Genomic DNA, 24,518 nt, shown 5'->3' with positions numbered 1-24,518 from the left:
CGATGACTCAAGAGGAGATTTTTGAAATTTTGAAAAAAGCTTTGGTCGAGCTTTTTGAGATGGACGAGAGTAAAATAAAGCCGCAGACTCTGATATATGAAGACCTGCAAATAGACAGCATCGACGCGATCGATCTGATAGATTATATCAAGCGACAGACCGGATACAGGCTGATGCCCGAGGATTTTAAAAACGTGAAAACGCTCGATGATATAGTCAAGGCCGTGGCAAAGAAATTTGAAGCTCAAGATAGCTAAATTTACCCTCACGCTAGTAAGCGTGATCTACCCGTTCGTGCTACTTTTTGCGAGCGAGCATAGCGGAGGAATTTTACTTTTGCTCGCCGTTTTGTGGGCCGTCAGGGGGTATTTTGAAAGCGGCGATATGAAGAGGATTTGCTGGCTTGCCGCCGCCTTTTTCGTGCTTTGCGCTATTTTTAGAGGCGGTTTTTTGGCATTTTTGTATCCGTCCTTAGTCAGCCTTGCATTTTTGGTATTTTTTGCAAATAGCCTCAAAGGCGAAGCCGTGATAACAAGGCTTGCGAGGCTAAAAGAGCCCGATCTGGACGAAAAAGGCGTGATCTATACAAGGGATTTGACCAAAATTTGGTGCGCGTTTTTTATATTTAACGCCGCAAGCTCCTTTTTTCTAGCCCTCTTTGAGGATAAAATTTATTGGAGCGTTTATAGCGGTCTTGTTTCTTACTTGCTGATGGGAGCGCTTTTTGGCGGAGAAATTTTATACCGTAAATTTTTTATTTTAAGAGATGAGAAGTGAAATTTATCGAAAATTTAAGAGCATTTTGTTTTGAGGACGATAAGCGGGAGCTTTTTAGGCATTGTGAGGCATTTGCCGGCCGTATCAAGAGCCGCGGCATAAAAGAGCTTGAGATCTATCTAAACGATGCTTTTTGCTTTTATGCGGCATTTTTTGGCTCTTTGATGGCCGGTGCCGTACCGACCGTGCTTCAAAAGCCTATCTTTGATCCCCAAAAGATACATGTAAGGGATGAAAATTTCACCGATTTTTTAAATTTTGACGAGGATATCGCGCTAGAGCTTGATGAAAATGCAAAATTTTTCCTGCAAACCTCGGGCTCCAGCGCCAAAAGCAAGATCATCGAAAAATCGCTCGATGAGATGATAAAAGAGAGCCTTTATCTGGCGGAAGAGCTTAAATTTAGCCCTGGCGAGGTATTTTTCTCCAGCGTTTCGCATCAGCACATGTTCGGGCTCACGTTCAAGGTCTTTTTGCCCCTTGTTTTGGGCGCGAAGGTCATCGCAAAGGAGCTAAACTACCCTGAGATCATACTCGATGTAGATCTTAAAGATCATATCTTTATAACAAGTCCCGTGCTGCTTCAAACCCTCGTGCAAAGCCCAAGAGCGGCAAATTTAAAGCTGCTAAAAGGCATAGTTTGCGCGGGATCGGCGCTAAAAAACGAGCTTAGAGATGAGCTGACGAGGCTTTGCGATGCTAGGACGATCGAGATTTACGGCAGCACGGAGACTGGTGTCGTAGCGAGAAATCTAGGCGACGGGCTTAAAATTTTCAGTAAAGTGGACGCCGGGCTTGACGAGAGAGAGGCGCTAAACGTGCGCTCGCCTTGGTGCAAATTTTTTCAGACGAACGACTGGGCGCGCATAGATAGCGACAGGCTCATTTTAAAAGGGCGCATGGATCGCATCATAAAGCTAAACGATAAGCGTGTGAGCCTGGAGAGCGTCGAAAGCAGGCTACTTGAAAGCGGTATTGTAAAGGACTGCTACTGCGGTATGCATCCAAATTTCAAGAGAGTCGCCGCACTTTTGGTGTTAAATGAAAAAGGGCTGGCTAAATTTAGAAGAAACGGCAAAAAGGGCGTCGTTAGCGAGCTTACGAGTCTGCTTAGAAGCGAGTTTAAAAACAATATCAGATATTTTAGGATAGTAAGCGATCTGGGCAGGAACAAGCAAGGTAAATTTGAAAAAAGCCGCTTTGAAGGCTTGCTCTTTGACGATGCGAGCCTAAAATGGAGCGACGAGGGCAGCGACGGGCAAAAATATAAATTTAGCGCGGTGATGGACGTGGGGCTTAAAATTTTTACCGATCATTTTCCGAATTTACCGCTGCTGCCGGGGTTTATGCAGCTTGATTTCGTATTTCGTCTAGCAAGCGTCGCGGGGCTAAATTTAAACGGTGCATCAAGGATAGAAAATCTAAAATTTACAAAATTCGTGCGTCCAAACGATAGGCTGAGCGTTTGGTTCGAGAAGAAAAACGAGAAGCTGTATTTTGAGATCTTTTGCAACGGCGAGAGATGCTCGCTTGGCAGGATAAGCTGCGAGTAGATGAATAAATTTGCATTTTTAGTGCCTTACTACAACCACCCGCAAAACATAAAAGAGCTCGTAGCCGCGCTAAAACTCCACGATATCCCGATAATCATCGTCGATGACGGCTCTGATGAGCCCAGCAAAGCCGTGTTGAGAGAGCTTGAGGACGTTTTGCTTTTAACGCGCCCAAACAACGACGGCAAGGGCGCGGCGATGAAAGATGGCTTTGAATTCGCATTTGAAAAAGGCTTTACGCATGCCTTTCAGATAGACGCCGATTTTCAGCATGATGTCGGCATGATCGAGCGGTTTTTAGAAGCGAGTCGAAATTTCCCGCAAAGCATCATCTGCTCAAATCCTATCTATGACGAAAATGCGCCAAGATCAAGGGTGTATGGCAGAAAGATCACGAATTTTTGGGTGCGGGTGAATGCGCTCACGACCAAGATGAAAGATACGATGTGCGGCTTTAGGATATATCCGCTTGAGACGATAAAAGAGGCCGTGCAAAAGAGCAAAACGAACAGGATGGAATTTGACATGGAAATTTTGCTCAACGCTTCCAGACAAGGCGTGGATATGAGGTGGATAGATATCAAAGTGCGCTACGAAAAGGACGGTGTTTCGCACTTTAAAATGCTAAGAGACAACGCACTGATAAGCCTCATGCACGCGAGATATTTTTTCAGTCTGCCAAAATTCATATTTTTGAAATTTTTTAACAGCAAAGACAAGCTGTGGTGGCAAAAGGGCGAGAGGGCAAACGCCTTTTTCCTAGAGCTCACGCTGTTTTTAGTGCGCTATACGCCGACCTTCATTTTAAATTTCATCATAAAGATCGTCGTGCTTTTTTACTATATATTTTCAAAAAACGAGCGTGAAAACATCAAAAATTTCAGACGAAATTTAAAGCGGTTTTCTGGGCGGGAATTTAGCACGCAAGCGTTTGAGAATTTTTATGAATTCGGCGTGGCGATATGTGATAAATTTAGAGTCTGGCAGGATAAAATTTCAAAAGACGAGCTTGATAAGGTCAACGCAAAGCTCATAGACGACGAGCTAGTAGGCGCTAAAAAGGGACAGGTGATAATAACCAGCCATCTTGGAAACGCTGAAATTTGCAAAGCCCTTTCTACCAAAGTCGATGGGTTTGAAATGGTCGTACTTGTCTATACGAAGGGAAGTGAAAATTTCTACGAGATAATGAATAAAATAAGCCTTGGCAAGATCCGTCTTTTAAACGTGAACGAGCTTGACGTATCGGCGATGCTGGAGCTTAAAAATATCGTAGATAGTGGCGTGCATATAGGCGTTATGGGCGATAGAGTGCCGATAAACGGGGATAAATTCATGAGCGTGCGATTCCTTGGCAAGGAGGCGAAATTCAACTACGGACCTTATTTGCTGGCGGCTATCTTGGGTGTGAAAGTAAGCTCGCTTTGGTGTGAGAAGATAGAGGGTAAATTTAGGATCGAGCTGATGCCTATCGCTCAAAATATCGCTCTCTCGCGAGACAAAGCCGCAAGCGTCAGACCCTATGTGCAAAAGTATGTCAAGCAGCTGGAGGAGCACTGCTTGAGGGCGCCATCTCAATGGTTTAACTTTTTTAATTTTTGGAGATGAGATGAAAATTTCACATATAACGACGATAAAGGCGCAGTTTTTTGATGTAGACAGTATGGATGTCGTGTGGCACGGCAACTATGTAAAATATCTCGAAATAGCGCGCTGCGAGCTTCTAAGCAAGATCGGCTACGACTACAAAAAGATGAAAATGGACGGCTTTGCCTATCCTATCGTGAAGCTTGACATCAAATACATAAAGCCGATATTTTTTGGCGACGAGATAGAGATAGAAACTATTTTGACAGAATTTGAAAGCTTTTTAAAATTTCATTATATAATCAAAAATCCCAGCACTAAAGCAAAACTCAGCGAGGCAAATACCTCGCAAGTAGCCGTCGATATGAGGACGATGCAAACTTGCTTTTTCTTGCCCGAGGAGATAAAAAACGCTATAAAAAGGTATGAAAATGAGACGGATGATCCTGCTTGCTAGCCTTGCTATCGGCCTGCTAGCCGGCGATCTTGAGGAGCTTAGAGCGAGCATCAAGACGCAAAACGTAAAAGGAAATTTCACCCAGACTAAAATTTTAAGCGGATTTGATAAGCCCTTTAAAAGCTACGGAAGCTTTGCCCTAAAGGACGACGAGCTGCTTTGGGATACGAGTAGGCCCATCGTCTCTCACGTCGTGATAAACAAAGAGGGCATCTTTCAAAAAAACGGCAAAGATTTAGTCAAAACCAGTCAAAATTTCGACGAGGGGCTTTTTTTATCGATGGTAAAGCTTGATACGAACGAGCTAGAAAAAGAATTTGACATCAAATTTGAAGGCGATATAAAAAAGGGCTGGAGGATCGCCCTGGAGCCTAAAAATCTTTTACTCAAGCAAATTTTCACGCAGATTTCGATATTTGGCGATAAATTCGTAAGAAAGATCGAGCTTTACGAGGTGAGCGGGGATAAGACCATAAACGAGTTTGAGATCAAATGAAAAAGATAGCGGTCTTTACGGCATTTGCACTTGCATTTGCGTTTGGCGTTTTTTACATCGTCGCTCACGCAAAAAACCTTGAGACCGATATATTTTCGCTTTTTAACTTTGAAAAAAACCAAAACGAGCGCTATATCTTAAAATCCGCTCAAGACGAGCTTGCTAAAGAATTCGTAGTGCTCGTGAATTCTAAAGAGACAGCCTACAAGATCAAGGATATCGCTGATAAAAGCGGGCTTTTTGAGAAATTTTTCGTTAGCTTCGAGACTGATGTAAAGGAGTATCAAGATGAGCTAAAACGCCTAAAGATCGCCCTTTTGGATAGGAAAATTTACGAGGGCATACTTGAAGGAAAGGATGAATTTTTTCAAAAAAACGCGCGTAGCTTTTTTGATCAGTTTACATTTAGGCCGCTAAAGCCCGGCGATGATTTTTTCGCATTTTCGAGCAATCTAAATTTAAAGCAAGGCAAGATCGGGCTAAATTTATCAGATCTAATGTTTGAGGTAAAGGACGCGAACGAGACGTTTTATGTCGCCAAAGGACGGCTAAAAAGCGGCTATGAGCCAAAGCAGCTCATCAAATTTTATGATGAGCTAAACGCCCTAAAAAGCGGCAGCGTCAAAATTTTAGTCAGCTCGGGAGCTTTGTATGCGGCTTTTGGACAGGTGCAAGGCGATAAAGAGAGCGTTTATATGAGCTCGATCTCGCTTGCGCTGACGATCTTGCTTTTACTGATGGCTTTTAGGAATTTAAACATTTTTTATATCGTTTTGATCGCAGCTTTTGGCTTTGTGTGCGGATTTGCAGCGTCGCTGGCCGTTTTTGAAAGGCTGCATATGACAGTCGTCGTCATAAGCACGAGCCTAGTGGGACTCATGTTTGATTACGTATTGCACTGGCTGGGTAAAAACCAAAACGTGAGCATAGAGGCTTCTAGCATAAGATCGATGCGAAAGATATTTTTACTCGGGTTTTTCATCACCACGAGCGGATACGCGGTCTTTGCGTTCGCTCCGCTTGAGATGCTTAAGCAAATCGCGATTTTCTCGCTATTTACGCTATTTGGAGCGTTTTTATTCACGTATTTTTGCATGCCGCTTATCTTTGAGGGTGAAATTTTTACTCAAAGCGCTAAATTTCAAAGCTTTTTGCACCTATTTTATAGACTGTGCTTAAAAATTTCGGCTAGGGTCGGAGTGAAATTTATCGCGGTCTCATTTGCCTTGCTACTTGGCTTTTTGCTGCTAAATTTATCAGACTTGACTACGGATGAGAACATAAAAGACTACTCCAGCTCGCCTAAATTTTTACTACAAGATACCTATGAAATCTCAAAATCAACGGGCGCTAGCATCGCTAAAACGATGATAGTCGTCAAAAATAGTAGCGACATCATAGAGGGCGAAAAGAGGCTCATTAGCGAGCTTGAGAGGGCAAATTTGATCACGGGCTATTCGTCGCTTTCAAAGATATTTTTAAGCAAACGCGAGCAAGAAAATCTAAAAGAGGCGTTTAAAAGAGCTCAAACGAACCCAAAGATAATTAAAATTTACACCGATCTTGGCTTTGACAAGGACAATCTAAATGCGGAATTTGAGAAAATTTCACAGGCAAAGACGCTTAAAGCTAGTAAAATTTTAAATTTAAAAGCGATGAGCGAATTCGGACGATTTTTGCTTGATGAAAATACCAGCTTGGTGTATGTCGATGGCTTCGTAAAAAACGCTAAAAGCGATGAAATTTTGGCTACAAACGATGCTTTTGGCGCTGATTTTACTAGCGCTTTAAATAAAAACCTATCCGACTCCAAAAAGATAGCCGCAGCCCTAAAGATCGTGGCTTTTGGCATAGCTTTCATCTTTTTGTGGCTGTTTTTCAGCTTTAAAATTTCAGCGCTTATCATGAGTCTTGTTAGCCTTGGCGTGATGATGACACTGTCTTTGTTCGTTCTTTTTGGTATCCATGTCAATATTTTCGCGGTTTTTGGGCTCATACTAGCTAGCGCTGTGGGGATTGATTATATGATATTTGCACTAAACGACGAGCTAAATGCGAAAGAGCGTATCTTTGGCATCTTTATGGCCGCTATCACGAGCTTTATCTCATTTTTTATGCTGTTTTTCAGCACGACAAACGCTATTAGCGTTTTTGGACTCGCCGTGAGCCTAAATGTCGCTATCTACGCACTCATCGCCAGCGTCTTGAGCGTGCACGGGACTATGCGAAAAACAGCTCGCTCTTTAGTCTAAGCAAGCATGCAAATGCGCTTAAAACGCTTTGAGACCTTATATAGTTGCGATCTCCTTTTAAAAGTAGCCGCTCTATAACCACGCCCTTATCTTTGCTCATAGCACCTACAAAGACCGTTCCCACAGGCTTTTGTGCACTACCACCCTCAGGCCCTGCGATACCACTTATAGCTAGTGAGAAGTCGGCGTTCGAGGAGCTTAAAGCGCCGCTAAGCATCGAGCGCACGCATTGTTCGCTGACTGCGCCATAGCTTTGTAAAATTTCATCGCTGACGCCCAGCCATTCATGCTTTATCTCGTTGGCGTAAGTCACCAGCGAGCCGTCAAATGCAGCCGATATCCCGCTATATCTAGCGAATTTCGCAGCTGCTAGCCCCGCCGTGCAAGACTCGGCAAATGAAATTTTAAGCCCTTTGCTCATAAGCTTGCCAGCTATGAAGCTTATAATGTCTTTTTGCGCTATCATTTTTTGAGAGAACAGCGTTTTCACACCTTGTAAAAAGCCCTCTAGCTGGCCAAATTTATTGGCTTGCGCGCGGATCAGCACGATGCTCGAGATCAGCTCGCTTAGATTGATCTTTATCTCGTATGTCTTAGCGAGCGGCTCAAGTAAAATTTTCGCACTTTGCGCGTCTATGTCAAAGAGGTTGAAGTAGCTGAAATTTTGCTCGCTTTCTATCAAAAATTCGCCCAATCTCTCGCAAGGATCGGCCTTTATCAAATTTACGCGAGCGTTGTTTAGCTTTATCAAAAAGCTGTTGTTTTTGTAGTTTAGTGCGCTTTTTGGCACGAGCGTGTCGGCTACCTTGAGCTCAAGCGTATCTTCGCTCAAAGTGGCTAAAATTTTAGCCGCGGTGGCGAAGGATTCGTCAGAGCCAAATATGCTTAAAATTTCAAATTCTTTCGATAAATTTTCGATGATGAAGGGCAGATCTTTGCTGCTTCTTGATGCGAAATTCACAACTGCTAGCTCACCAAAATGCTCCTCGTAGCTGTCAAAAATATAATTTAAAAGTTCTTTGTTTATGCGTAGATCATCGCCGATTATCAGTATCGCCTCTTTCATCACATGCTCCTTTTTTGGCTTAATTATACTATTTTTCAGTGTGATTTAACCCTTGCTAGGCTAAAATTGGCAAATTTTAATCATAAGGTTAAAGATGGACTACAAAGATACACTTTTACTCCCCGCGACAGATTTTCCTATGAGGGGCGACCTACCCAAAAACGAGCCGATAAGACTGAAATCATGGTACGAAGAACGTAAAATTTATGAAAAAATGAAAAGCAAACGAGCCGGAGCGGCTAAAAATTTTGCTATCCACGACGGACCGCCATATGCGAACGGACACCTGCATATAGGCCATGCACTAAATAAAATTTTAAAAGATATCATCACAAAAACGCATTATTTTTTCGGCGAGAACGTCCGCTATGTGCCGGGCTGGGACTGTCACGGACTGCCTATCGAGCAACAAGTCGAGGTCAAACTGGGCGATAAGAAAAAAGAGCTTTCAAAGACGCAGATAAGGGAGCTTTGTAGGGCTCATGCACGCGAATTCATCGACATTCAGCGCGAGGAGTTTAAGGCTCTTGGCATCATCGGCGACTTTGAAAATCCCTATATGACGATGAAATTCGAGTTTGAGGCCGACATCTACCGCTCGCTTTGCGAGATCGCTAAAAAGGGTCTTTTGATCGAGCGCAGCAAGCCGGTGTATTGGAGCTGGGCTGCTAAATCAGCTCTTGCCGAGGCCGAGGTCGAATACGAGAATAAGGAGGATTATTCGATCTATGTGGCGTTTGAGCTTGATAGCGATGCACTGGCAAAGCTTGGCGTCAAACAGGCCAAAGCCGTCATCTGGACCACGACGCCTTGGACCTTGCCGGCAAACCAAGCCATCAGCCTAAAGCCGGATGAAATTTACGTTTTGACAAGCGAAAATTTGATCTTTGCAAAGCCATTGCTAGAGAGCCTCGTGAATTTAGGCCTCACAAAGGGCGAAATTTTAAAAGAGTTCGTTTCAAACGAGCTTGAAAACACTCACGCGATCAATCCTCTAAACGATAGAAAATCCCGATTTTTACTAGGCGATCACGTGCTGATGGACGGCGGAACGGGACTGGTGCACACGGCTCCTGGGCACGGCGAGGATGACTATTACATTTGCCTAAGATACGGCTTTAAAGAGATATTGATGCCAGTCGATGACGGCGGGCTTTATGACGAAACGCTAAGGGCGCACTCGCTTTTAAGGGCCGATGTCGTAGATAGCTTTGTGGGTATGCATATTTTCAAGGCTAACGAGAAGATAATCAAGCTTTTGGGCGAAAATTTGCTCCATGTCTCGAAATTCACGCACTCGTATCCGTTTTGCTGGAGGACGCATAAGCCGGTCATCTACCGCGCGACGAAGCAGTGGTTCATAGCTATGGACGAGCCTAAACTTGGTGGCAAAACGCTTCGCGAAGTAGCCCGCGGCGAGCTTGAAAACGTGAAATTTTACCCGTCTGTTGGTATAAAACGTATAGGCTCGATGATAGAAAATCGCCCGGACTGGTGTATATCTCGCCAGCGCGACTGGGGCGTGCCGATAGCCTTTTTCAGGCGTAAGGACACCAAAGAGCCGATATTCGAGCCTAAAATTTTGGAGCATATAGCTAAAATTTTCGAGCAAAAAGGAGCTGATGCCTGGTGGGATATGAGCGTAGAGGAGCTGCTGGCACCAGATTCTGGCTTTGAAGCTAAAAATTTAGAAAAAGTCATGGATATCCTGGACGTTTGGTTTGACTCGGGCTCGACCTGGCATGCCGTGCTAAATAGCAAAAACTATGATGCGGGAAGCTACCCGGCCGATATGTATTTGGAGGGCTCGGATCAGCACAGGGGCTGGTTTCAAAGCTCGCTTTTGGTGAGCACCGCGATAAATTCTCACGCGCCATATAAAAACATCCTCACTCACGGCTTTACAGTCGATGAGAACGGACAAAAGATGAGTAAGAGCAAAGGAAACGTCGTAGCTCCTCAAGATGTGGCTAAGAGCTATGGCGTCGAAATTTTGCGTCTTTGGGTCGGACTGAGCGATTATTCAAGCGATCTAAAGATCAGCGAAAATATCCTCAAACAAGTAAGCGAGCAATACCGAAAGATCAGGAATACGATAAGATTTTTACTCGCAAACGTAAACGATCTTGAGACGATCAGCACCGATTTTGGCTTTTTAGATCAGTGGATACTGGGCCGTGCAAAGCGCGTATTTGACGAGGCTAGCAAGTGTTTTAGAGCTTATGACTTTTCAAAAGGCTTTAACCTGCTTTTAAATTTCCTCTCGGCCGATCTAAGCGGAATTTACCTTGATATCTGCAAAGACAGGCTCTACTGCGACGCAAAAGACGCTCCTAGACGCAGGTCTGCGCAAAGTGCGATGGCGATCATCACAAAAAGCCTCTTGCCGTTGATCGCTCCGACGCTCACATACACGGTCGATGAGGTGATGGACTACGCTCCTGCGATCATAAAAGGCGACGCAAAAGACGCGTTCGATCTTGTCTATGAGCCGATAAATTTTGACTTTAACGTCGAAGACGAGCTACTTTTTGCCAGCCGCGAGAAGTTTTTTGAGCTCATCGACGCCCTTAAAAAGGACAAAAAGATAAAATCGACGCTCGAGCTGGTCCTTGAGACTACATCCGGTAAAATTTTAAGCTACGACAGCGTAGAGAGGGCTGATATATACATGGTCAGCGACGTTCATAGATACAGTGGTAACGAGGGGCTAGGCGAGTTCGAGATAGACGGCGAGAAATTCAAGATCGTTTTGAGTGACGCTAGCAAATGCCCAAGATGCTGGAAATTTAACGCCATAATCGACGGCTCTACCTGCGAGAGATGTAGCGAGGTGCTAAATAGTGTTTGCTGAGCCTGCGCCATTTAGCGCGATCGTTTTGACCATAGCATTTATATTGGCGCTCACATTCGTGGGCGTGGTTCTCGTAAATAAATTCAAAGGATAAGTATAGTGATAACTCTAAAAGAGGCGTTGAAGCTTTCAAGCGAAGAGATAAAAGATTTAAGAGTCCAGCTGGAAGAAAAAATCATCAAAGAGCGCGAGCTTGGCGCGTATGTCGAGCAGCTAGCGGGTCTGCCGCTCTCAAAGCTAGGCGAGGGCGTGCCTATCGCGATAAAGGACAACATCCAGGTCAAAGGATGGAGCGTGACTAGCGGATCTAAAATTTTACAAGGCTACATAGCCCCTTATAACGCGACCGCGATAGAAAAGCTTTTAGCACGAAATTTAGCCGCCTTTGGCCGCACGAATATGGACGAATTCGCGATGGGGAGCACGACTGAGAGCTCATTTTATGGTCATACGCTAAATCCTCTAAACCACGCGCACGTGCCCGGTGGCAGCTCGGGCGGCTCGGCGGCTGCGGTGGCCGGTGGCATCGCCATAGCTGCGCTTGGCAGCGATACAGGTGGCTCGATACGTCAGCCGGCGGCATTTTGCGGCTGCATAGGGTTTAAGCCGACATACGGACGCGTCAGTAGATACGGGCTGGCGGCGTATTCAAGCAGTCTCGATCAGATCGGACCTATCGCTCAAAACGTCGAAGACGCCGCGATCCTTTACGACATCATCGCCGGCCACGACGAAAAGGACAGTACTAGTGCGGACGTGGCCTTTAGTAGCGTTGCCGACAAGATAAACGGCGAACGCAAACTAAACATCTGCGTCATCGAAAACTACGTGAATAACGCAAGCGAGGATATGAAAAAGGCCCTAAATTCAGCCATTGAGAAGCTTAAAAATTTCGGACACAAGATCGTTTATAAAAATTTAGAGGACTCAAAATACGACGTTGCAGCGTATTACATCATCGCTACGGCCGAAGCCAGCGCAAATCTAAGTCGCTACGACGGTGTCAGATACGGACGCAGAGCGGAGGCTAAAAATTTAAAAGAGCTATATGTGAATTCTCGCTCCGAGGGCTTTGGCGAAGAGGTCAAGAGGCGAATTTTACTTGGTACTTTCGTGCTTAGTAGCGGGTATTACGATGCTTACTACATCAAAGCTCAAAAGGCCAGAGCGCACATAAAGGCGCAGTATGAGAAGATTTTAGACGAAGCCGACCTTATCTTTATGCCGGTCAGCCCGACTACCGCACCGAAATTTGGCTCGATGAGCGATCCGCTTCAGGCATATCTTAGCGATATTTACACGATCAGCGTAAATTTAGCAGGGCTTCCTGCTATCTCGGTGCCGATCGCAAAAGACGGGCAAAATTTAAACATCAGCGCACAGCTAATCGCTAAGGCGTGGGACGAGCAGACATTGATCGACGGTGCTAAAAGCTTGGAAAATTTAATAAAAGGATGAAGATGAAGATAGTTAAAAGAGCTCTTACTTTTGAAGACGTGTTGCTTATGCCTCAATACTCCGAAATTTTGCCAAAGCAAGTCGATATAAAGACGAAATTTAGCAAGAACGTAGAGCTGAATATCCCGATCGTCTCGGCAGCGATGGACACCGTCACCGAGCATAGGGCCGCTATCATGATGGCGCGTCTTGGTGGTATCGGCGTCATCCACAAAAATATGGACATCGAGGCGCAGGCAAAAGAGGTCAGGCGCGTGAAAAAGAGCGAAAGCGGCGTCATAATAGACCCTATCTTTATCAAGCCGGAAGCCAGCGTCGGCGAGGCCTTGAGCCTGATGTCAGACCTGCATATTTCAGGCGTTCCGGTAGTCGATGAGGAGCACAAGCTCATAGGGATTTTGACAAACCGCGATCTACGCTTTGAAACCGATAAGAGCGTGCTTGTAAAAGATCGTATGACGAAAGCTCCGCTGATCACCGCGCCAAAAGGCTGCACACTTGACGATGCGGAGAAAATTTTTAGTCAAAATCGCGTCGAAAAGCTGCCGATCGTCGATGAGAACGGCAAGCTTGACGGACTCATCACTATAAAAGATCTAAAAAAACGTAAAGAGTATCCAAACGCGAACAAAGACAGCTACGGCAGGCTACGCGTGGCTGCGGCCGTGGGCGTAGGTCAGCTTGACCGCGTCAAAGCGCTCGTAGAAGCGGGTGCGGACGTCATAGTCATGGACTCTGCACACGGACATTCAAAGGGCATAATCGACACCCTAAAAGAGATAAAATCAAAATTCAACGTCGATGTCGTGGTGGGGAACATCGCAAATCCGGCTGCCGTAAAAGACCTGGCTGACGCCGGAGCCGACGGCATAAAGGTAGGCATAGGACCGGGCTCTATCTGCACCACTCGTATCGTAGCGGGCGTGGGTGTGCCTCAGATCTCGGCGATCGATGACTGCTCGAGCGAAGCGGCCAAATTTGGCATCCCGGTGACTGCTGACGGCGGACTAAAATACTCGGGCGATATCGCTAAGGCTCTAGCTGCGGGCGCTAGCTGCGTGATGGCGGGAAGCTTGCTAGCTGGCTGCGAAGAAAGCCCGGGCGAGGTCATCACCTTTCAAGGACGCCAGTATAAGGTGTATCGCGGCATGGGCTCTATCGGTGCGATGACGCGCGGTAGCTCGGATCGCTATTTTCAGGAGGGCACGGCACAAGACAAGCTGGTGCCTGAAGGTATCGAAGGACGAGTGCCTTATGTAGGCAGTATAAAAGATGTCATACATCAGCTAACGGGCGGCCTTAGAAGCGCGATGGGATATGTCGGAGCAAAAGATATAAAAGCGCTTCAAGAAAGGGCTGAATTCGTAGAGATAACAAGCGCCGGACTAAAAGAGAGCCATGTCCATGACGTAGTCATCACGCACGAGGCGCCAAATTATAAAGTCAATTAGTGCTGAATATAAAGACCCAAAAATGTAAATTTGACGAACCGCTCTATCTCGAGAGCGGTCGTATCCTCCTAGAATACGAGCTCGTTTACGAGACCTACGGCACGCTAAATGCCAAAAAAGACAACGTCATCGTGGTCTGTCACGCACTTACCGGCTCGCATCATGCAGCCGGGATATATCAAAATGATAGCAAAGCCGGCTGGTGGGACGGGCTCATCGGTAGCGGTAAAGGCATAGATACCGACAAATACTTCGTCATCTGCGTAAGCATTTTAGGCTCATGCTACGGCTCTACTTCGCCACTTAGCATTGATAAAAGTAGCGGCAAGCAGTATCGCTTGAAATTTCCCGTGCTTACGATAAGCGACGTCGTAAAGGCGCAAATGAGGTTGTTTAAGCAGCTTGGCATAAACAAAGCTAGAGTGCTCATCGGAGGCAGTCTGGGTGGCATGCAAGCACTTTGCTTCGCGATAGAATTCGCCGAGTTCGCCGAGCGTGTGATAATGCTTGCTAGCACCTATCAAACGCAGGCCTGGGCGATAGCGTTTAATAAAATAGGCATCGAGGCGATCTTGAAAGATCCGCAGTTTAAAAACGGGCAATACGACGAAAACGAGATAAAACAAAATGGGCTAAACGGCCTGGCCTACGGGCGCATGGTTGGGCATATCAGCTTTTTGAGTCCAAAGAGCATGGACATGAAATTCGGGCGAAATTTCGTCCAGACAGACGGACTTTACGAGCTTTTAGGGCGTTTTGAGGTGGATAGATATATGGAGTATAACGGATACAACTTCCCAAAGCGCTTCGATCCGCTAAGCTACTTATATATCGTAAAAATGATGAATATCTTTGACTGCACGAGGCATTATGACAGCCTAAAAGACGCGCTCGCACCGATCAAAGCCAGACTAAGCCTAATAAGCTTCAAAGGCGATCTGCTCTTTCCGCCAAGCTGCATGCGTGAAATTTACGATACGTTTTGCGATATGGGGCGCAAAGAACAGGTCGAATACATCGAGATCGACAGCGATTACGGGCACGACGCGTTTTTAGTCGAGATAGAAAAATTTGAAATGTATGTCAAAAGGGCGATCGAGCGCGAGATAAAGGAGTGAAAATGCAAGAAGACAACGCACAAAATTTTGAAGACAAGCTGAAAATGGCGGATAAAATTTTAGAGGATCTTGGCAAAGAGGAGCTAAATTTAGAGCAAAGCCTAAAGCTTTTCAAAGAGGGCAGAGAGCTTTTAAAGGAGGCTAGAGCGATCCTGGAAAAGGCCGAGCTTAGCATAGAGGAGGCGGGCGATGAGTAAAATTTGCGCGCTCCAGCTGCCGACCTTGCCGCTTAGCGATGCGAGGATCGATTATTATCTTAAAATTTGCGCTGACGAGGGTGCAAAGCTCATGGTGCTTGGCGAATACGTGCTAAATAGCTTCTTTAAAGAGCTTCTTACGATGCCAAAGAGCCTCATAAAAGAGCAAAGCGAGCGCAAAAAGGCCTCTTTGTCAAATTTAGCCAAAAAATACGACCTCACTATCGTAGCACCGATCGTAAATTTGCGCGGTGGCGAGCTTTTTAAAAGCTTGGCAAAATTTAGCCCCAATCAGACTAAAATTTACGATCAGCAGATATTGATGCCTTACGCGCACTGGAACGAGGCGAAATTTTTCGCCAACGACGCCGGCGGCTCGCTAAATTTACCCGTTTTCATGCACGAAAAGATTAGAGTCGGCGTGATGTTTGGCTTTGAGGCGCATTTTGACGCGTGCTGGGAGTATATGATGTCTAAAAAGGTGGACGTCGTGCTGGTGCCGTCTGCATGCACATTTTTTAGCCAGGCACGCTGGGAGGAGCTTTTAAAGACTAGAGCCTTTACGAACAATGTCTATGTCCTGCGCGTGAACCGTGTCGGCAAGCATCACTCAAATGACGAGCAGTGGGACTTTTACGGCGATTCGATGCTGATCGATCCCTTTGGCGAGGTCAAGACAAGACTTGGTAAAAACGAGGAGATGATGATCGTAGACATCGACAAAAAGCGTATAAGCGCGGCGAACTCGCTTTGGGAATTTAGAAAAATAGCCGCTAGGATCGGCGAAAATTTATGAAAATGCGTTGCGAGTGGTGCGAGAAAGACGATCTTTACAGAGCCTATCACGATAACGAGTGGGGCGAAGTAGTAAAAGATGACAGAGCGCTGTTTGAGCATATCGTGCTTGAGAGCATGCAGGCCGGCATCAGCTGGCATGTGGTGCTAAAAAAGCGCGAGGCGATGAGAGCGGCTTTTGACGGATTTGATGCAAATGTCATCAAGGATTACGGTGATGCTGAAATAAATCGCTTTTTAGCCGACGAACGGCTCATAAGAAACCGCTTGAAGCTTTGCTCGCTTAGGCATAATGCGAGGGCGTTTTTGGCGGTGCAGGAAGAATTTGGCAGCTTTCACGCCTACATCTGGAGCTTTACGAACGGTAAAAGGATCGTGAATTCTTGGAGCGATATAAAGCAAGTCCCGGCCACGACGCCGCTATCTGACAAGGTGGCGAAGGATATGAAAAAGCGCGGGTTTAAATTCCTTGGTAGCACCAGTGTTTATGCGTTTTTACAGGCTGTTGGCGTAGTGGACGATCATCTGGATTATTGTTTCAAAAGGAAGAAAAGATGAAAAAAGAGGAAATTTCTAGCTACATCAGCGATAAATTTGGCGTTAAGGCTCAAAGAGTGTTTGACAAATATCCTGAATTTGCCGTATTTCGCCACACTAAAAATTTAAAGTGGTTTGCGCTACTTATGAACGTGGAGGCTAAAAAGCTGGGCTTTGATGCAAGCGGTGAGCTTGAAATTTTAAATGTGAAATGTAGTCCCGATCTAGCGATGCTTTTAAGAGATGACGAGCGGATATTGCAAGCCTATCATATGAACAAAAAGCACTGGATAAGCGTAAATTTAAGTAGCGATATCGACAAGAAGCAGGTCTTTGATCTAATCGATACTAGCTTTGAGCTGACTAGCGACAAACGGGCGAAAAAGAGTCAAAAATCCAAGTAAATTTGGGAGTGGATATGAAAAAAGTGCATTTTATCGGTATCGGCGGTATCGGCATCTCTGCGATCGCGAGGTTTTTGTTTGAAAAAGGCCACAAGATAAGCGGCAGCGACATCAAAGAGAGCAAAATCACACAGGAGCTAAAAGAGCAGGGCATGGACGTCATCACGCCTCACTGCAAAGAAGCCATAAAAGATCAAGATTTCGTCGTTTATTCGGCCGCGATCAAGGACGATAACGTCGAGCTCGTAGAGGCCAGAAAAAAGGGCATAAAATGCTTTTCAAGAAAGGAAATTTTGCCTTACGTGCTTGAAGACAAGCGCGTATTTGCCGTAGCCGGAGCACATGGCAAGAGCACCACGAGCGCGATGTTAAGCAGTCTCATCGAAGGCTCGGTGATAATCGGCGCCATCTCAAAGCAGTTTGGCTCTAATATGCGCTACGCACAAAGCGATAATGTCGTATTTGAGGCCGATGAGAGCGACTCTAGCTTTTTAAACTCAAACCCTTATCTAGCCGTCGTGACAAACGCCGAGCCCGAGCACATGGAGCATTATGACTATGACCTGGCTAAATTTTACGCAGCTTACAAGGGCTTTTTAGAGCGAGCCAAAGTGCGCGTTATAAACGCCGAGGACGAGTTTTTGAGCACTTTGAAGCTTGATGCGATACGACTTTTTCCAAGCAGCGATATCACCGAGCTTGCGATGGTTGTGCGCGATTATCAGCCATACACTAGCTTCAACCTCAAAAATTTAGGCAAATTCGAGGTCTTTGGCATGGGACAGCACATCGCTATCGATGCCTCGCTCGCGATCCTGGCGGCACTTCACGAGACGCCGTTAAAAGACATCAGAGAGAATTTACTAAATTTCAAAGGGATAAAAAAGCGCTTTGACATCCTAAGCGCGGATAAAAATTTCATTTTGATAGATGACTACGCGCACCATCCTACCGAGATAAGAGCGACGCTAAATTCAGTCTTTGAATACGCAAAGCTACTTGGCGTCTCAAACGTGACGGCTATCTTTCAACCTCACCGCTACACTCGCTTGAGCACGAATTTAGAGGGCTTTAAAGAGTGCTTTAAGGGAGTGGACGAGCTGGTGATACTGCCTGTTTATGCGGCCGGCGAGAAGCCGATAGAGGTCGATATGAAGGGCGCATTTAGCGAGTACAGCCCGATCTTTACCGATAAGGTCGAGCGCGTGGGCGAAGCGATAGAATTCACCGACGAATTTGGCGTGAAAAACCGCTTGAGTGACGGCATCGTGGTCGGCTTTGGCGCCGGCGATATTAGCGTGCAGCTACGTGGAGGTTATTAGTGAGCGAGGATGTTTTTGGGAATAAATTCGACGAGATGAGCGGCGATCTCGTGGAGGCCGTGGAGGAAAATTTCCAAGAAGGCAGCCAGATGATCGAAAGCCTTGAGGCGGATGAAATTTTAGAACGAAGTGACGAGGATTTGGACGGCGCTTACGAGCAAGATCCAGCGATACAAGATCGAGCCAAGATCTTAGCGGATTTTAGCCCTGAAAATGAAAATAAAATTTTAGCCGTCATCAAAAACGAGAGCTTGAGCGAGAGCGAAATTTCATCGCTTGTAAATTTAGGCAAAAAAGACATCATGATAGCGCTGGCAAGGTCGCAAAAGCTAAACGCTGCCGAGATCGAAGCGCTCTTGCCAAATGCGCCATACATGGCGGTAAAGATGCTCATAGAACATCAAGATATAGCGGCCGTGAGGGATAAAATTTTAGCCAAAATAAGCGCTCGGCCTGAGCTTTATAAAGAGATGATAGCTGAGTATAAAGGCGGAAAATGGTAAGAAATATCGTATTTTTGCTCGGGGTTTTTATATTTTTGAGCGCCATTTGGGCGATAAAGGACGAAAAGATCAGTAAAAAGATAAAGGCTGCGGTGACTATCGTTTTGCTCTGTGGGCTAGCTTTTGCGTATCTTTACGAGACGCACATCGACAAGAACGAGAGCAAAATTTCGCAGCTTTTACTTGAATTTAAGCAAGGTAAGAGCTTGAAATGCGGCGAATACAACGTAACTAGCGATAAATTCAACTACGAATTCGGCACCGCTTGCTTTGTCGCAAAGCGTGACGCACAGGAATTTTCAGGCGTCATAGTGCCGATAAGCTCTTGCGAGTAGGCTATGCAAGAGATAGAAGAGATATTTTCGCACCTTGATCTAGGCGAGTATCTGCAGCATTTTAGCACCCTTTTAGCGCGCGAGAAGCCCTTGTTCATGCAAGGTGATAGCAAGATACATTTTGAAAATATAACCGAGCTCGCAAAGTATCAGTTCGATGCACCCCAAAGCGCGCAAAATTTAGACGACGCTCTTATGCGTCTTAGCAAGCAAGCCGTGCTTCACATCAGCGAAATTTACGAATTTTCAAAGATCATACGCTATTTTTTCTATCTTAGAGGGCTGAAATTTGAGGGGCGTCTTGGCGAGTGGATAGCTAGGATCGAGACTCCGCCTGCGATGGAGCAGATGGCGAGCAGCTTTGATAAAGACGGGAATTTCAAAGATAGTGTCGATGAGCGCCTTAGCTCGATAAGGCAGGCCTTTGAAGCTAAAAAATCCCAAATAGACGCCGAACTAAAAAGGCTCGTTTACTCAAAACACATCGCGCCTTATCTCGTAGATACGCAGGTGCATTATATCAGCGCGCAGGAGGCTCTGCTCGTTCGAGGTGGCTTTAACCACGCGCTAAAAGGCACTGTCATCGCGCGAAGCTCGGGCGGATATTTTTACGTCGCGCCCGCAAACATTGAGCGACTCAAAAGAGAGCAAAGCGAGCTGCTCGATAGGCGCGAGGAGATAATATATGAGCACTGCAAGAGGCTAAGCTCGCAGATGAATAAGGCGCTAGCGTTTTTGAAATTTATAAACGGCACATTCGATACCTTTGACGCCTATCAAGCGCGCGTGAATTTAGCCCGTGCGCGCGACTTTGAGTTTGTGCTGCCAAATGACTCGAATAAAATAATCCTCTCGAATTTCGCTCATCCGGCGCTTAAGAATCCAAAAAGCGTGAGCGTGGAATTTAGCAAGAAAGTGCTTTTGATCACGGGCGTGAACGCAGGTGGAAAGTCGATGCTGCTAAAGTCCATCATCTCGGCCGCGCTGCTTGCAAAATACCTGCTGCCTATGCGTATAAACGCGGCAAATTCTAGTATCGGCTCGTTTAAAGAGTTTGACGCTATCATCGAAGATCCACAGAATGTCAAAGACGATATCTCGACGTTTGCGGGCAGGATGTTGCATTTTTCAAAGCTTTTTAATAAGCGCTCGCTCATCATCGGCATCGACGAGATCGAGCTTGGGACTGATTTTGAAGAGGCGGCGAGCCTTTATGGCGTCATTATCGAAAAGCTGATCGCCCAAGATATAAAAATGATCATCACGACTCACCACAAGCGCCTTGCTATGTTGCTTGCCAAAAACCCGGAGGTCGAGCTCGTGGCTGCACTTTATGATGAGGTGGCGGAGCGTCCGAAATTTGAGTTTTTAAAGGGCACGATCGGCAAGTCTTATGCCTTTGAAACGGCGGCTCGCTACGGCATACCGCTAAATTTAGTCGCCCAGGCCAAGCGAATATACGGCGAAGATAAGGAAAATTTAAACGAGGTCATCACAAAGACGCTGAATTTACAGACCGCACTTGATGAAAAGCTAAAAGACACTCAGGCTAAGGAGCTGAGACTTGAGCGTATGCTAGAAGAGCAAAAGGACATCAAAGAGCAAAACGAGGCCAAGATCGCCGCTATCATCTCGCGGCTTGAGAGGGAGTATTTCGAGGCGATAAAGCAGGCAAAATCGGTCATAAATTTAAAAGACACGAAGGATAAGCAGCGCACGCTAAATTTAGCCAACGATAAAAAGCAGGCCATCGCTAAGCCAGAGCCCGCAAAGCCTGAGGAGCTGAAAATAGGCGATCACGTGAAATATGAAAAGATAAAAGGCGTGGTGCTAAATATCTCTAAAAACGATGCGACGATAGAGGCCGAGGGCATAAAGCTTCGCGTGCCTATCGCGCTTTTAAAGAAGAGCGGGAATTTCATCGCTCCTAAAAAAGGCGGCGTGAATTTAAGCGTGCAAAAGCCAAAAACCGCCAGCGTAGTGCTAGATCTGCACGGGCTTAGAGCCGATGAAGCGATAGCAAGGCTTGATAAATTTATAAGCGACAGCCTAGTCATGGGCTTTGATGAGGTCACTGTCTATCACGGCATAGGCACGGGCAAGCTAGCTTACGCGGTCAAAAATTTCTTAAAAGAGCATCCAAGCGTTAAAAATTTCTTTGACGCTCCACCAAATCAAGGCGGCTTTGGTGCGAAAATAGTGCAGTTTTAGGCTAAATTTAAGAATAAAAGATAAATTTTACTTAAGAAATGCTAAAATCATCAGCATACAATGGAGGGGGCTAGATCATGTCAAATGACGATAAGCAGCAAAAACGCTTGAGTATCATACGCGCAGTGACGTTTGTAGTGGTGCTTTTGGTGACGTTTTTCTTGGCTGAAATTTCTTTTGCGTTTTATTACAAATACTCTAACGCCGTCTCGAAAGATAGCTACACTATCCGCAAAAAGACCGACTATATGGTGCATCAATACGTAAACTACCTAGAAGACGTGAGCCATTATGACATCGATAGCTTTCAAAACTACATAAACAATAACGCCGTAGGAGACGTCGTGCTGCTAAAAGATAACGGTAAGAACGGCTTTGACATCGTTGCCTCCTCGGATCAAAAAAACCGCATAGGCACGGACTTTGAGGACAAAGAGTGCGGTAATATCTACAATCATGATTTTCAAAAGGATTATTTCACGGCTAAAATTCTGCCTGAAAACAGTGCCCTTGTTTGTATGTTTACAGCCAGCGGACAGTATATCGTGGGCTTTAAAGCTACGATAAATCAAAAAATAAGCGGCACGGACGATGAATATTTTTCGCAGTGGGCGGTCAAAAATTTACTCCTTACGTTTATCCTGAGCTTTGCCGGAGCGCTTGCGGGGCTGTTTACGTGTATCTTGTTCGTGCTTAGGTATCTAAATTTAAAGCATGATTATTTGCATGTAAAAGAGGCCAGCCGCAAAAAGATACAAGAGCTCGGCGATAAGCTTTATATCGATCCGATGACAGGGCTTTTAAACAAAGCTGCCTTGTTAAGAGACATACAAAATTTCAAATCTCCTAAAGTCGTCTTGATAGATATCGATGATTTTGGCAAGATGAACGATTTTTACGGCAAATTCGTATGCGATAAAATTTTAGTGCAGATGGCGCAGCTACTAAGCGAATTTGCAAAAAGCGAAAACATGATAGCTTACTGCGTCGAGGCCGATCAGTTCGCGCTTGTCGAGGATGGGGAGTTTTTCATCGATAGATATGAGGACCTGGCTGACGAGCTACTTGGTAAATTTAAAGGCCGTATGATAAGTGTCACCGATGAAAATAGCGCCGTGGTCGATGATATTGAGATACATAGCACTATAGGCTTTGCGCTTGATAAGGAGCAGACGCTAAGAAAGGCCGCCATAGCTCTAAAATCAGCCAAAACGCTGAATAAAGACTATGTTTGCTATTTTAAAGGGCTAAATCAAAAAGAGGAGTACGAAGATCAGATCGAACGCTCCAAACTCATACAAAATGCGACCATAAACGGCAACATCGTGCCTTATTATCAGCCGATATTCGATAGAGACGGTAATATCGCAAAATACGAGTGCCTGATACGCATCCTAGATAGGGGCGAGGTCGTCTCTCCGCATGTGTTTTTGGGTATCTCAAAACGCATAAAACGCTACGCCGAGCTTGAAAAACTGCTTATCAAAAAGAGCTTCGAGCAGTTAAGTCAAAATGAAAATCTCGTTTTATCGATAAATTTGAGCGGCCGAGATATGACTGACGGCGATGTGAGCGCGCTTGTCATAAATTTATTAAATAAGCACAAGGTCGCCGACAGGGTCGTTTTTGAGATCGTTGAGGACGAGGATGTCGAAAACGTTGAGCGTGTGAGTATGTTTATAGACAAGGTCAAAAATATGGGCGCAAAGATCGCGATAGATGATTTTGGCTCGGGGTATTCGAATTTCTCATATATCCTCAAGCTAAAGCCAGACTACGTCAAGATCGACGGCTCCATAATCAAAGACATCGATATAAACAAAGACTCCTACGCCATCGCGCGCGCGATAGTGGCATTTGCCAGAGACCTTGGCATAAAAACCATCGCCGAATACGTCCACTCAAAGGAAATTTTAAATATCTGCAAAGAGATAGGCGTAGATGAATTCCAGGGATTTTATCTGGGTGCGCCCGGTGAAAAGGTGTTTTGATGGATGTCGTAGCGTTTTTTACTGAAATTTTGAAATTTCGCTCCATCACGCCTGATGATGACGGATGTTTGAAATTTATAGCGGAATTTCTCGGCGATTTCGAGGCTCGTTTTATAGAAAAAAACGGCGTTAAAAATTTGATATTAAGTAAAAGATTTGGCGATGGGGCGCACCTTGCCTTTGCGGGGCATGTCGATGTCGTGCCACCGGGGGAGGGCTGGCAGAGCGAGCCGTTTACACCCTTGATGAAAGATGGCTTCATCTACGCGCGTGGCGCACAGGATATGAAAAGCGGCGTAGCGGCCTTTGTCTGCGCTTGCCGTGATGCTAAAAATTTTAACGGCAGGCTCACTCTCATTTTGACTAGCGACGAAGAGGGCGATGCGCTCTTTGGGACGTTAGAGGCGCTCAAAATTTTAAAAGAGCGCGGCGAGCTGCCACAGTTTGCAGTCGTCGCCGAGCCTACGTGTACGGGAGTTTTTGGTGATACGATAAAGGTCGGCAGGCGTGGCTCTATAAACGGCAAAATTTTGATACGAGGCGTGCAAGGACATGCCGCATATCCTGAAAAATGCGTAAATCCCGTGCATCAAATAGCTCCTCTTTTATCTAGGATCGCTGGTCATGACATGGACGCGGGAAGTGAGTTTTTCTCCCCCAGCAAGATCGTTATCACGGATATTCGCGGCGGCATGGAGGTCTGTAATGTCACGCCAAGCGAGCTAGGCATAATGTTTAACGTGCGAAATTCAGATATCACGAGTGCGGATGACGTGAAAAACTATCTGCAAAGCGTGCTTGAGGGGTTAAATTTCGAGCTTAGTCTAAAGCAAAGCTCGAAGCCTTTTTTGACCGACAAAGACAGCAAAATCGTGCGTGCGATGAGTAAAGCGGTGCAAAAAATAAGCGGCGTAGCACCACAGCTAAACACCAAAGGCGGCACTAGCGACGCGAGATATCTAGCCGAATTTGGCGTGAAAGTCGTAGAATTTGGCGTTATAAACGACCGAATACACGCAGTCGATGAAAGAGCCGGCGTAAAAGAGGTCGAGCGGCTTTATCTTGTATTTAAAGAGCTGATCGAAAATTTTGCATAGCGTGACTCGTAGCTTACAAACCTATAAATTTCAAAAATATTTAGTATAAATATCGGT

The 24,518-nt window shown here is 45.6% G+C and carries 22 protein-coding genes; 21 read left to right on the top strand and 1 reads right to left on the bottom strand.

Annotated elements, in window-relative coordinates; genetic code table 11:
* Positions 1 to 2: 2 nt before the first annotated feature.
* From HMPREF1139_RS05105 to HMPREF1139_RS05075, 7 genes are read left to right on the top strand one after another with little or no spacing between them, the layout of a single operon-like run.
* Entirely contained in the window at positions 3 to 257 is a 255-nt protein-coding gene (locus HMPREF1139_RS05105) for an acyl carrier protein (RefSeq protein ID WP_009650092.1), read from the top strand.
* The gene (locus tag HMPREF1139_RS05100) at positions 238 to 777 is read left to right on the top strand and encodes a hypothetical protein (RefSeq protein WP_009650190.1); all 540 of its coding nucleotides are present in this window, start codon (positions 238 to 240) and stop codon (positions 775 to 777) included. The genes HMPREF1139_RS05105 and HMPREF1139_RS05100 overlap by 20 nt, the downstream gene beginning before the upstream one ends.
* Complete coding sequence (locus HMPREF1139_RS05095) at positions 774 to 2,330, top strand: AMP-binding protein (RefSeq protein WP_009650012.1); 1,557 nt, start codon at positions 774 to 776, stop codon at positions 2,328 to 2,330. The genes HMPREF1139_RS05100 and HMPREF1139_RS05095 overlap by 4 nt, the downstream gene beginning before the upstream one ends.
* Positions 2,331 to 3,938, top strand: coding sequence for a glycosyltransferase family 2 protein (locus tag HMPREF1139_RS05090; protein WP_009650353.1), 1,608 nt, complete (start codon positions 2,331 to 2,333; stop codon positions 3,936 to 3,938).
* Between the two features lies 1 nt (position 3,939).
* A complete protein-coding gene (locus HMPREF1139_RS05085) occupies positions 3,940 to 4,374 on the top strand; it encodes an acyl-CoA thioesterase (RefSeq protein ID WP_009650260.1) in 435 nt (144 codons plus the stop codon).
* Positions 4,349 to 4,870 (top strand): LolA family protein, encoded by a 522-nt coding sequence (locus HMPREF1139_RS05080; RefSeq protein ID WP_011991958.1) that lies wholly within the window; start codon positions 4,349 to 4,351, stop codon positions 4,868 to 4,870. Before HMPREF1139_RS05085 ends, HMPREF1139_RS05080 begins: the two co-directional genes overlap by 26 nt.
* On the top strand, positions 4,867 to 7,122 hold the full coding sequence (locus HMPREF1139_RS05075) for a membrane protein (protein WP_009650115.1): 2,256 nt from the start codon (positions 4,867 to 4,869) through the stop codon (positions 7,120 to 7,122). Before HMPREF1139_RS05080 ends, HMPREF1139_RS05075 begins: the two co-directional genes overlap by 4 nt.
* On the opposite strand, the gene HMPREF1139_RS05070 is transcribed toward HMPREF1139_RS05075, so the two are convergent.
* Complete coding sequence (locus HMPREF1139_RS05070) at positions 7,091 to 8,188, bottom strand: CinA family protein (RefSeq protein ID WP_009650198.1); 1,098 nt, start codon at positions 8,186 to 8,188, stop codon at positions 7,091 to 7,093. The two genes, HMPREF1139_RS05075 and HMPREF1139_RS05070, sit on opposite strands and share 32 nt — an antisense overlap.
* Positions 8,189 to 8,282: 94 nt before the next feature.
* Here HMPREF1139_RS05070 and ileS point away from each other — a divergent pair, with 94 nt between their 5' ends.
* From ileS to dapE, 14 genes are all read left to right on the top strand, one after another.
* Positions 8,283 to 11,042, top strand: coding sequence for an isoleucine--tRNA ligase (gene ileS / locus HMPREF1139_RS05065; protein WP_009650336.1), 2,760 nt, complete (start codon positions 8,283 to 8,285; stop codon positions 11,040 to 11,042).
* 99 nt (positions 11,043 to 11,141) lie between these two features.
* A complete protein-coding gene (gene gatA, locus HMPREF1139_RS05060) occupies positions 11,142 to 12,500 on the top strand; it encodes an Asp-tRNA(Asn)/Glu-tRNA(Gln) amidotransferase subunit GatA (RefSeq protein WP_009650178.1) in 1,359 nt (452 codons plus the stop codon).
* A gap of 2 nt (positions 12,501 to 12,502) precedes the next feature.
* A complete protein-coding gene (gene guaB, locus HMPREF1139_RS05055; RefSeq protein WP_009650066.1) occupies positions 12,503 to 13,951 on the top strand; it encodes an IMP dehydrogenase in 1,449 nt (482 codons plus the stop codon).
* The gene (gene metX, locus HMPREF1139_RS05050; RefSeq protein WP_009649977.1) at positions 13,951 to 15,069 is read left to right on the top strand and encodes a homoserine O-acetyltransferase MetX; all 1,119 of its coding nucleotides are present in this window, start codon (positions 13,951 to 13,953) and stop codon (positions 15,067 to 15,069) included. The genes guaB and metX overlap by 1 nt, the downstream gene beginning before the upstream one ends.
* A 2-nt stretch (positions 15,070 to 15,071) precedes the next feature.
* Positions 15,072 to 15,266, top strand: coding sequence for an exodeoxyribonuclease VII small subunit (gene xseB, locus HMPREF1139_RS05045; RefSeq protein ID WP_009649982.1), 195 nt, complete (start codon positions 15,072 to 15,074; stop codon positions 15,264 to 15,266).
* Positions 15,259 to 16,062, top strand: a complete 804-nt coding sequence (locus HMPREF1139_RS05040) for a carbon-nitrogen hydrolase family protein (RefSeq protein ID WP_009650067.1) — start codon at positions 15,259 to 15,261, stop codon at positions 16,060 to 16,062. The genes xseB and HMPREF1139_RS05040 overlap by 8 nt, the downstream gene beginning before the upstream one ends.
* Positions 16,059 to 16,619 (top strand): DNA-3-methyladenine glycosylase I, encoded by a 561-nt coding sequence (locus tag HMPREF1139_RS05035; protein ID WP_009650173.1) that lies wholly within the window; start codon positions 16,059 to 16,061, stop codon positions 16,617 to 16,619. The genes HMPREF1139_RS05040 and HMPREF1139_RS05035 overlap by 4 nt, the downstream gene beginning before the upstream one ends.
* Positions 16,616 to 17,002: an MmcQ/YjbR family DNA-binding protein gene (locus HMPREF1139_RS05030; protein WP_009649997.1), complete on the top strand. Its 387-nt coding sequence runs from the start codon at positions 16,616 to 16,618 to the stop codon at positions 17,000 to 17,002. Before HMPREF1139_RS05035 ends, HMPREF1139_RS05030 begins: the two co-directional genes overlap by 4 nt.
* A 14-nt stretch (positions 17,003 to 17,016) precedes the next feature.
* Positions 17,017 to 18,324: a UDP-N-acetylmuramate--L-alanine ligase gene (gene murC, locus HMPREF1139_RS05025; RefSeq protein WP_009650311.1), complete on the top strand. Its 1,308-nt coding sequence runs from the start codon at positions 17,017 to 17,019 to the stop codon at positions 18,322 to 18,324.
* Entirely contained in the window at positions 18,324 to 18,827 is a 504-nt protein-coding gene (locus HMPREF1139_RS05020; RefSeq protein WP_009650224.1) for a hypothetical protein, read from the top strand. The genes murC and HMPREF1139_RS05020 overlap by 1 nt, the downstream gene beginning before the upstream one ends.
* Positions 18,821 to 19,162, top strand: coding sequence for a hypothetical protein (locus HMPREF1139_RS05015; RefSeq protein WP_009650113.1), 342 nt, complete (start codon positions 18,821 to 18,823; stop codon positions 19,160 to 19,162). The genes HMPREF1139_RS05020 and HMPREF1139_RS05015 overlap by 7 nt, the downstream gene beginning before the upstream one ends.
* Positions 19,163 to 19,165: 3 nt before the next feature.
* The gene (locus HMPREF1139_RS05010) at positions 19,166 to 21,373 is read left to right on the top strand and encodes an endonuclease MutS2 (protein WP_009649944.1); all 2,208 of its coding nucleotides are present in this window, start codon (positions 19,166 to 19,168) and stop codon (positions 21,371 to 21,373) included.
* Positions 21,374 to 21,450: 77 nt separating this feature from the next.
* Complete coding sequence (locus HMPREF1139_RS05005) at positions 21,451 to 23,364, top strand: EAL domain-containing protein (protein WP_009650147.1); 1,914 nt, start codon at positions 21,451 to 21,453, stop codon at positions 23,362 to 23,364.
* Positions 23,364 to 24,461: a succinyl-diaminopimelate desuccinylase gene (dapE, locus tag HMPREF1139_RS05000; RefSeq protein WP_009650245.1), complete on the top strand. Its 1,098-nt coding sequence runs from the start codon at positions 23,364 to 23,366 to the stop codon at positions 24,459 to 24,461. Before HMPREF1139_RS05005 ends, dapE begins: the two co-directional genes overlap by 1 nt.
* Positions 24,462 to 24,518: the final 57 nt, after the last annotated feature.

It is taken from the genome of Campylobacter sp. FOBRC14, from assembly GCF_000287855.1.
Classification (GTDB): Bacteria; Campylobacterota; Campylobacteria; order Campylobacterales; family Campylobacteraceae; genus Campylobacter_A; species Campylobacter_A curvus.
Note: the sequence above shows the minus strand (reverse complement) of the source record. Positions and strands in the feature narration are given on the sequence as shown.

Coding starts and splice junctions, on each gene's coding strand:
- HMPREF1139_RS05075 (WP_009650115.1), top strand. CDS start 4,867: ATGAAAAAGATAGCGGTCTTTACGGCATTTGCACTTGCATTTGCGTTT.
- HMPREF1139_RS05005 (WP_009650147.1), top strand. CDS start 21,451: ATGTCAAATGACGATAAGCAGCAAAAACGCTTGAGTATCATACGCGCA.
- HMPREF1139_RS05105 (WP_009650092.1), top strand. CDS start 3: ATGACTCAAGAGGAGATTTTTGAAATTTTGAAAAAAGCTTTGGTCGAG.
- HMPREF1139_RS05015 (WP_009650113.1), top strand. CDS start 18,821: ATGGTAAGAAATATCGTATTTTTGCTCGGGGTTTTTATATTTTTGAGC.
- xseB (WP_009649982.1), top strand. CDS start 15,072: ATGCAAGAAGACAACGCACAAAATTTTGAAGACAAGCTGAAAATGGCG.
- HMPREF1139_RS05010 (WP_009649944.1), top strand. CDS start 19,166: ATGCAAGAGATAGAAGAGATATTTTCGCACCTTGATCTAGGCGAGTAT.
- HMPREF1139_RS05070 (WP_009650198.1), bottom strand. CDS start 8,188: ATGAAAGAGGCGATACTGATAATCGGCGATGATCTACGCATAAACAAA.
- HMPREF1139_RS05090 (WP_009650353.1), top strand. CDS start 2,331: ATGAATAAATTTGCATTTTTAGTGCCTTACTACAACCACCCGCAAAAC.
- HMPREF1139_RS05085 (WP_009650260.1), top strand. CDS start 3,940: ATGAAAATTTCACATATAACGACGATAAAGGCGCAGTTTTTTGATGTA.
- HMPREF1139_RS05030 (WP_009649997.1), top strand. CDS start 16,616: ATGAAAAAAGAGGAAATTTCTAGCTACATCAGCGATAAATTTGGCGTT.
- HMPREF1139_RS05040 (WP_009650067.1), top strand. CDS start 15,259: ATGAGTAAAATTTGCGCGCTCCAGCTGCCGACCTTGCCGCTTAGCGAT.
- HMPREF1139_RS05035 (WP_009650173.1), top strand. CDS start 16,059: ATGAAAATGCGTTGCGAGTGGTGCGAGAAAGACGATCTTTACAGAGCC.
- HMPREF1139_RS05080 (WP_011991958.1), top strand. CDS start 4,349: ATGAGACGGATGATCCTGCTTGCTAGCCTTGCTATCGGCCTGCTAGCC.
- murC (WP_009650311.1), top strand. CDS start 17,017: ATGAAAAAAGTGCATTTTATCGGTATCGGCGGTATCGGCATCTCTGCG.
- ileS (WP_009650336.1), top strand. CDS start 8,283: ATGGACTACAAAGATACACTTTTACTCCCCGCGACAGATTTTCCTATG.
- dapE (WP_009650245.1), top strand. CDS start 23,364: ATGGATGTCGTAGCGTTTTTTACTGAAATTTTGAAATTTCGCTCCATC.
- guaB (WP_009650066.1), top strand. CDS start 12,503: ATGAAGATAGTTAAAAGAGCTCTTACTTTTGAAGACGTGTTGCTTATG.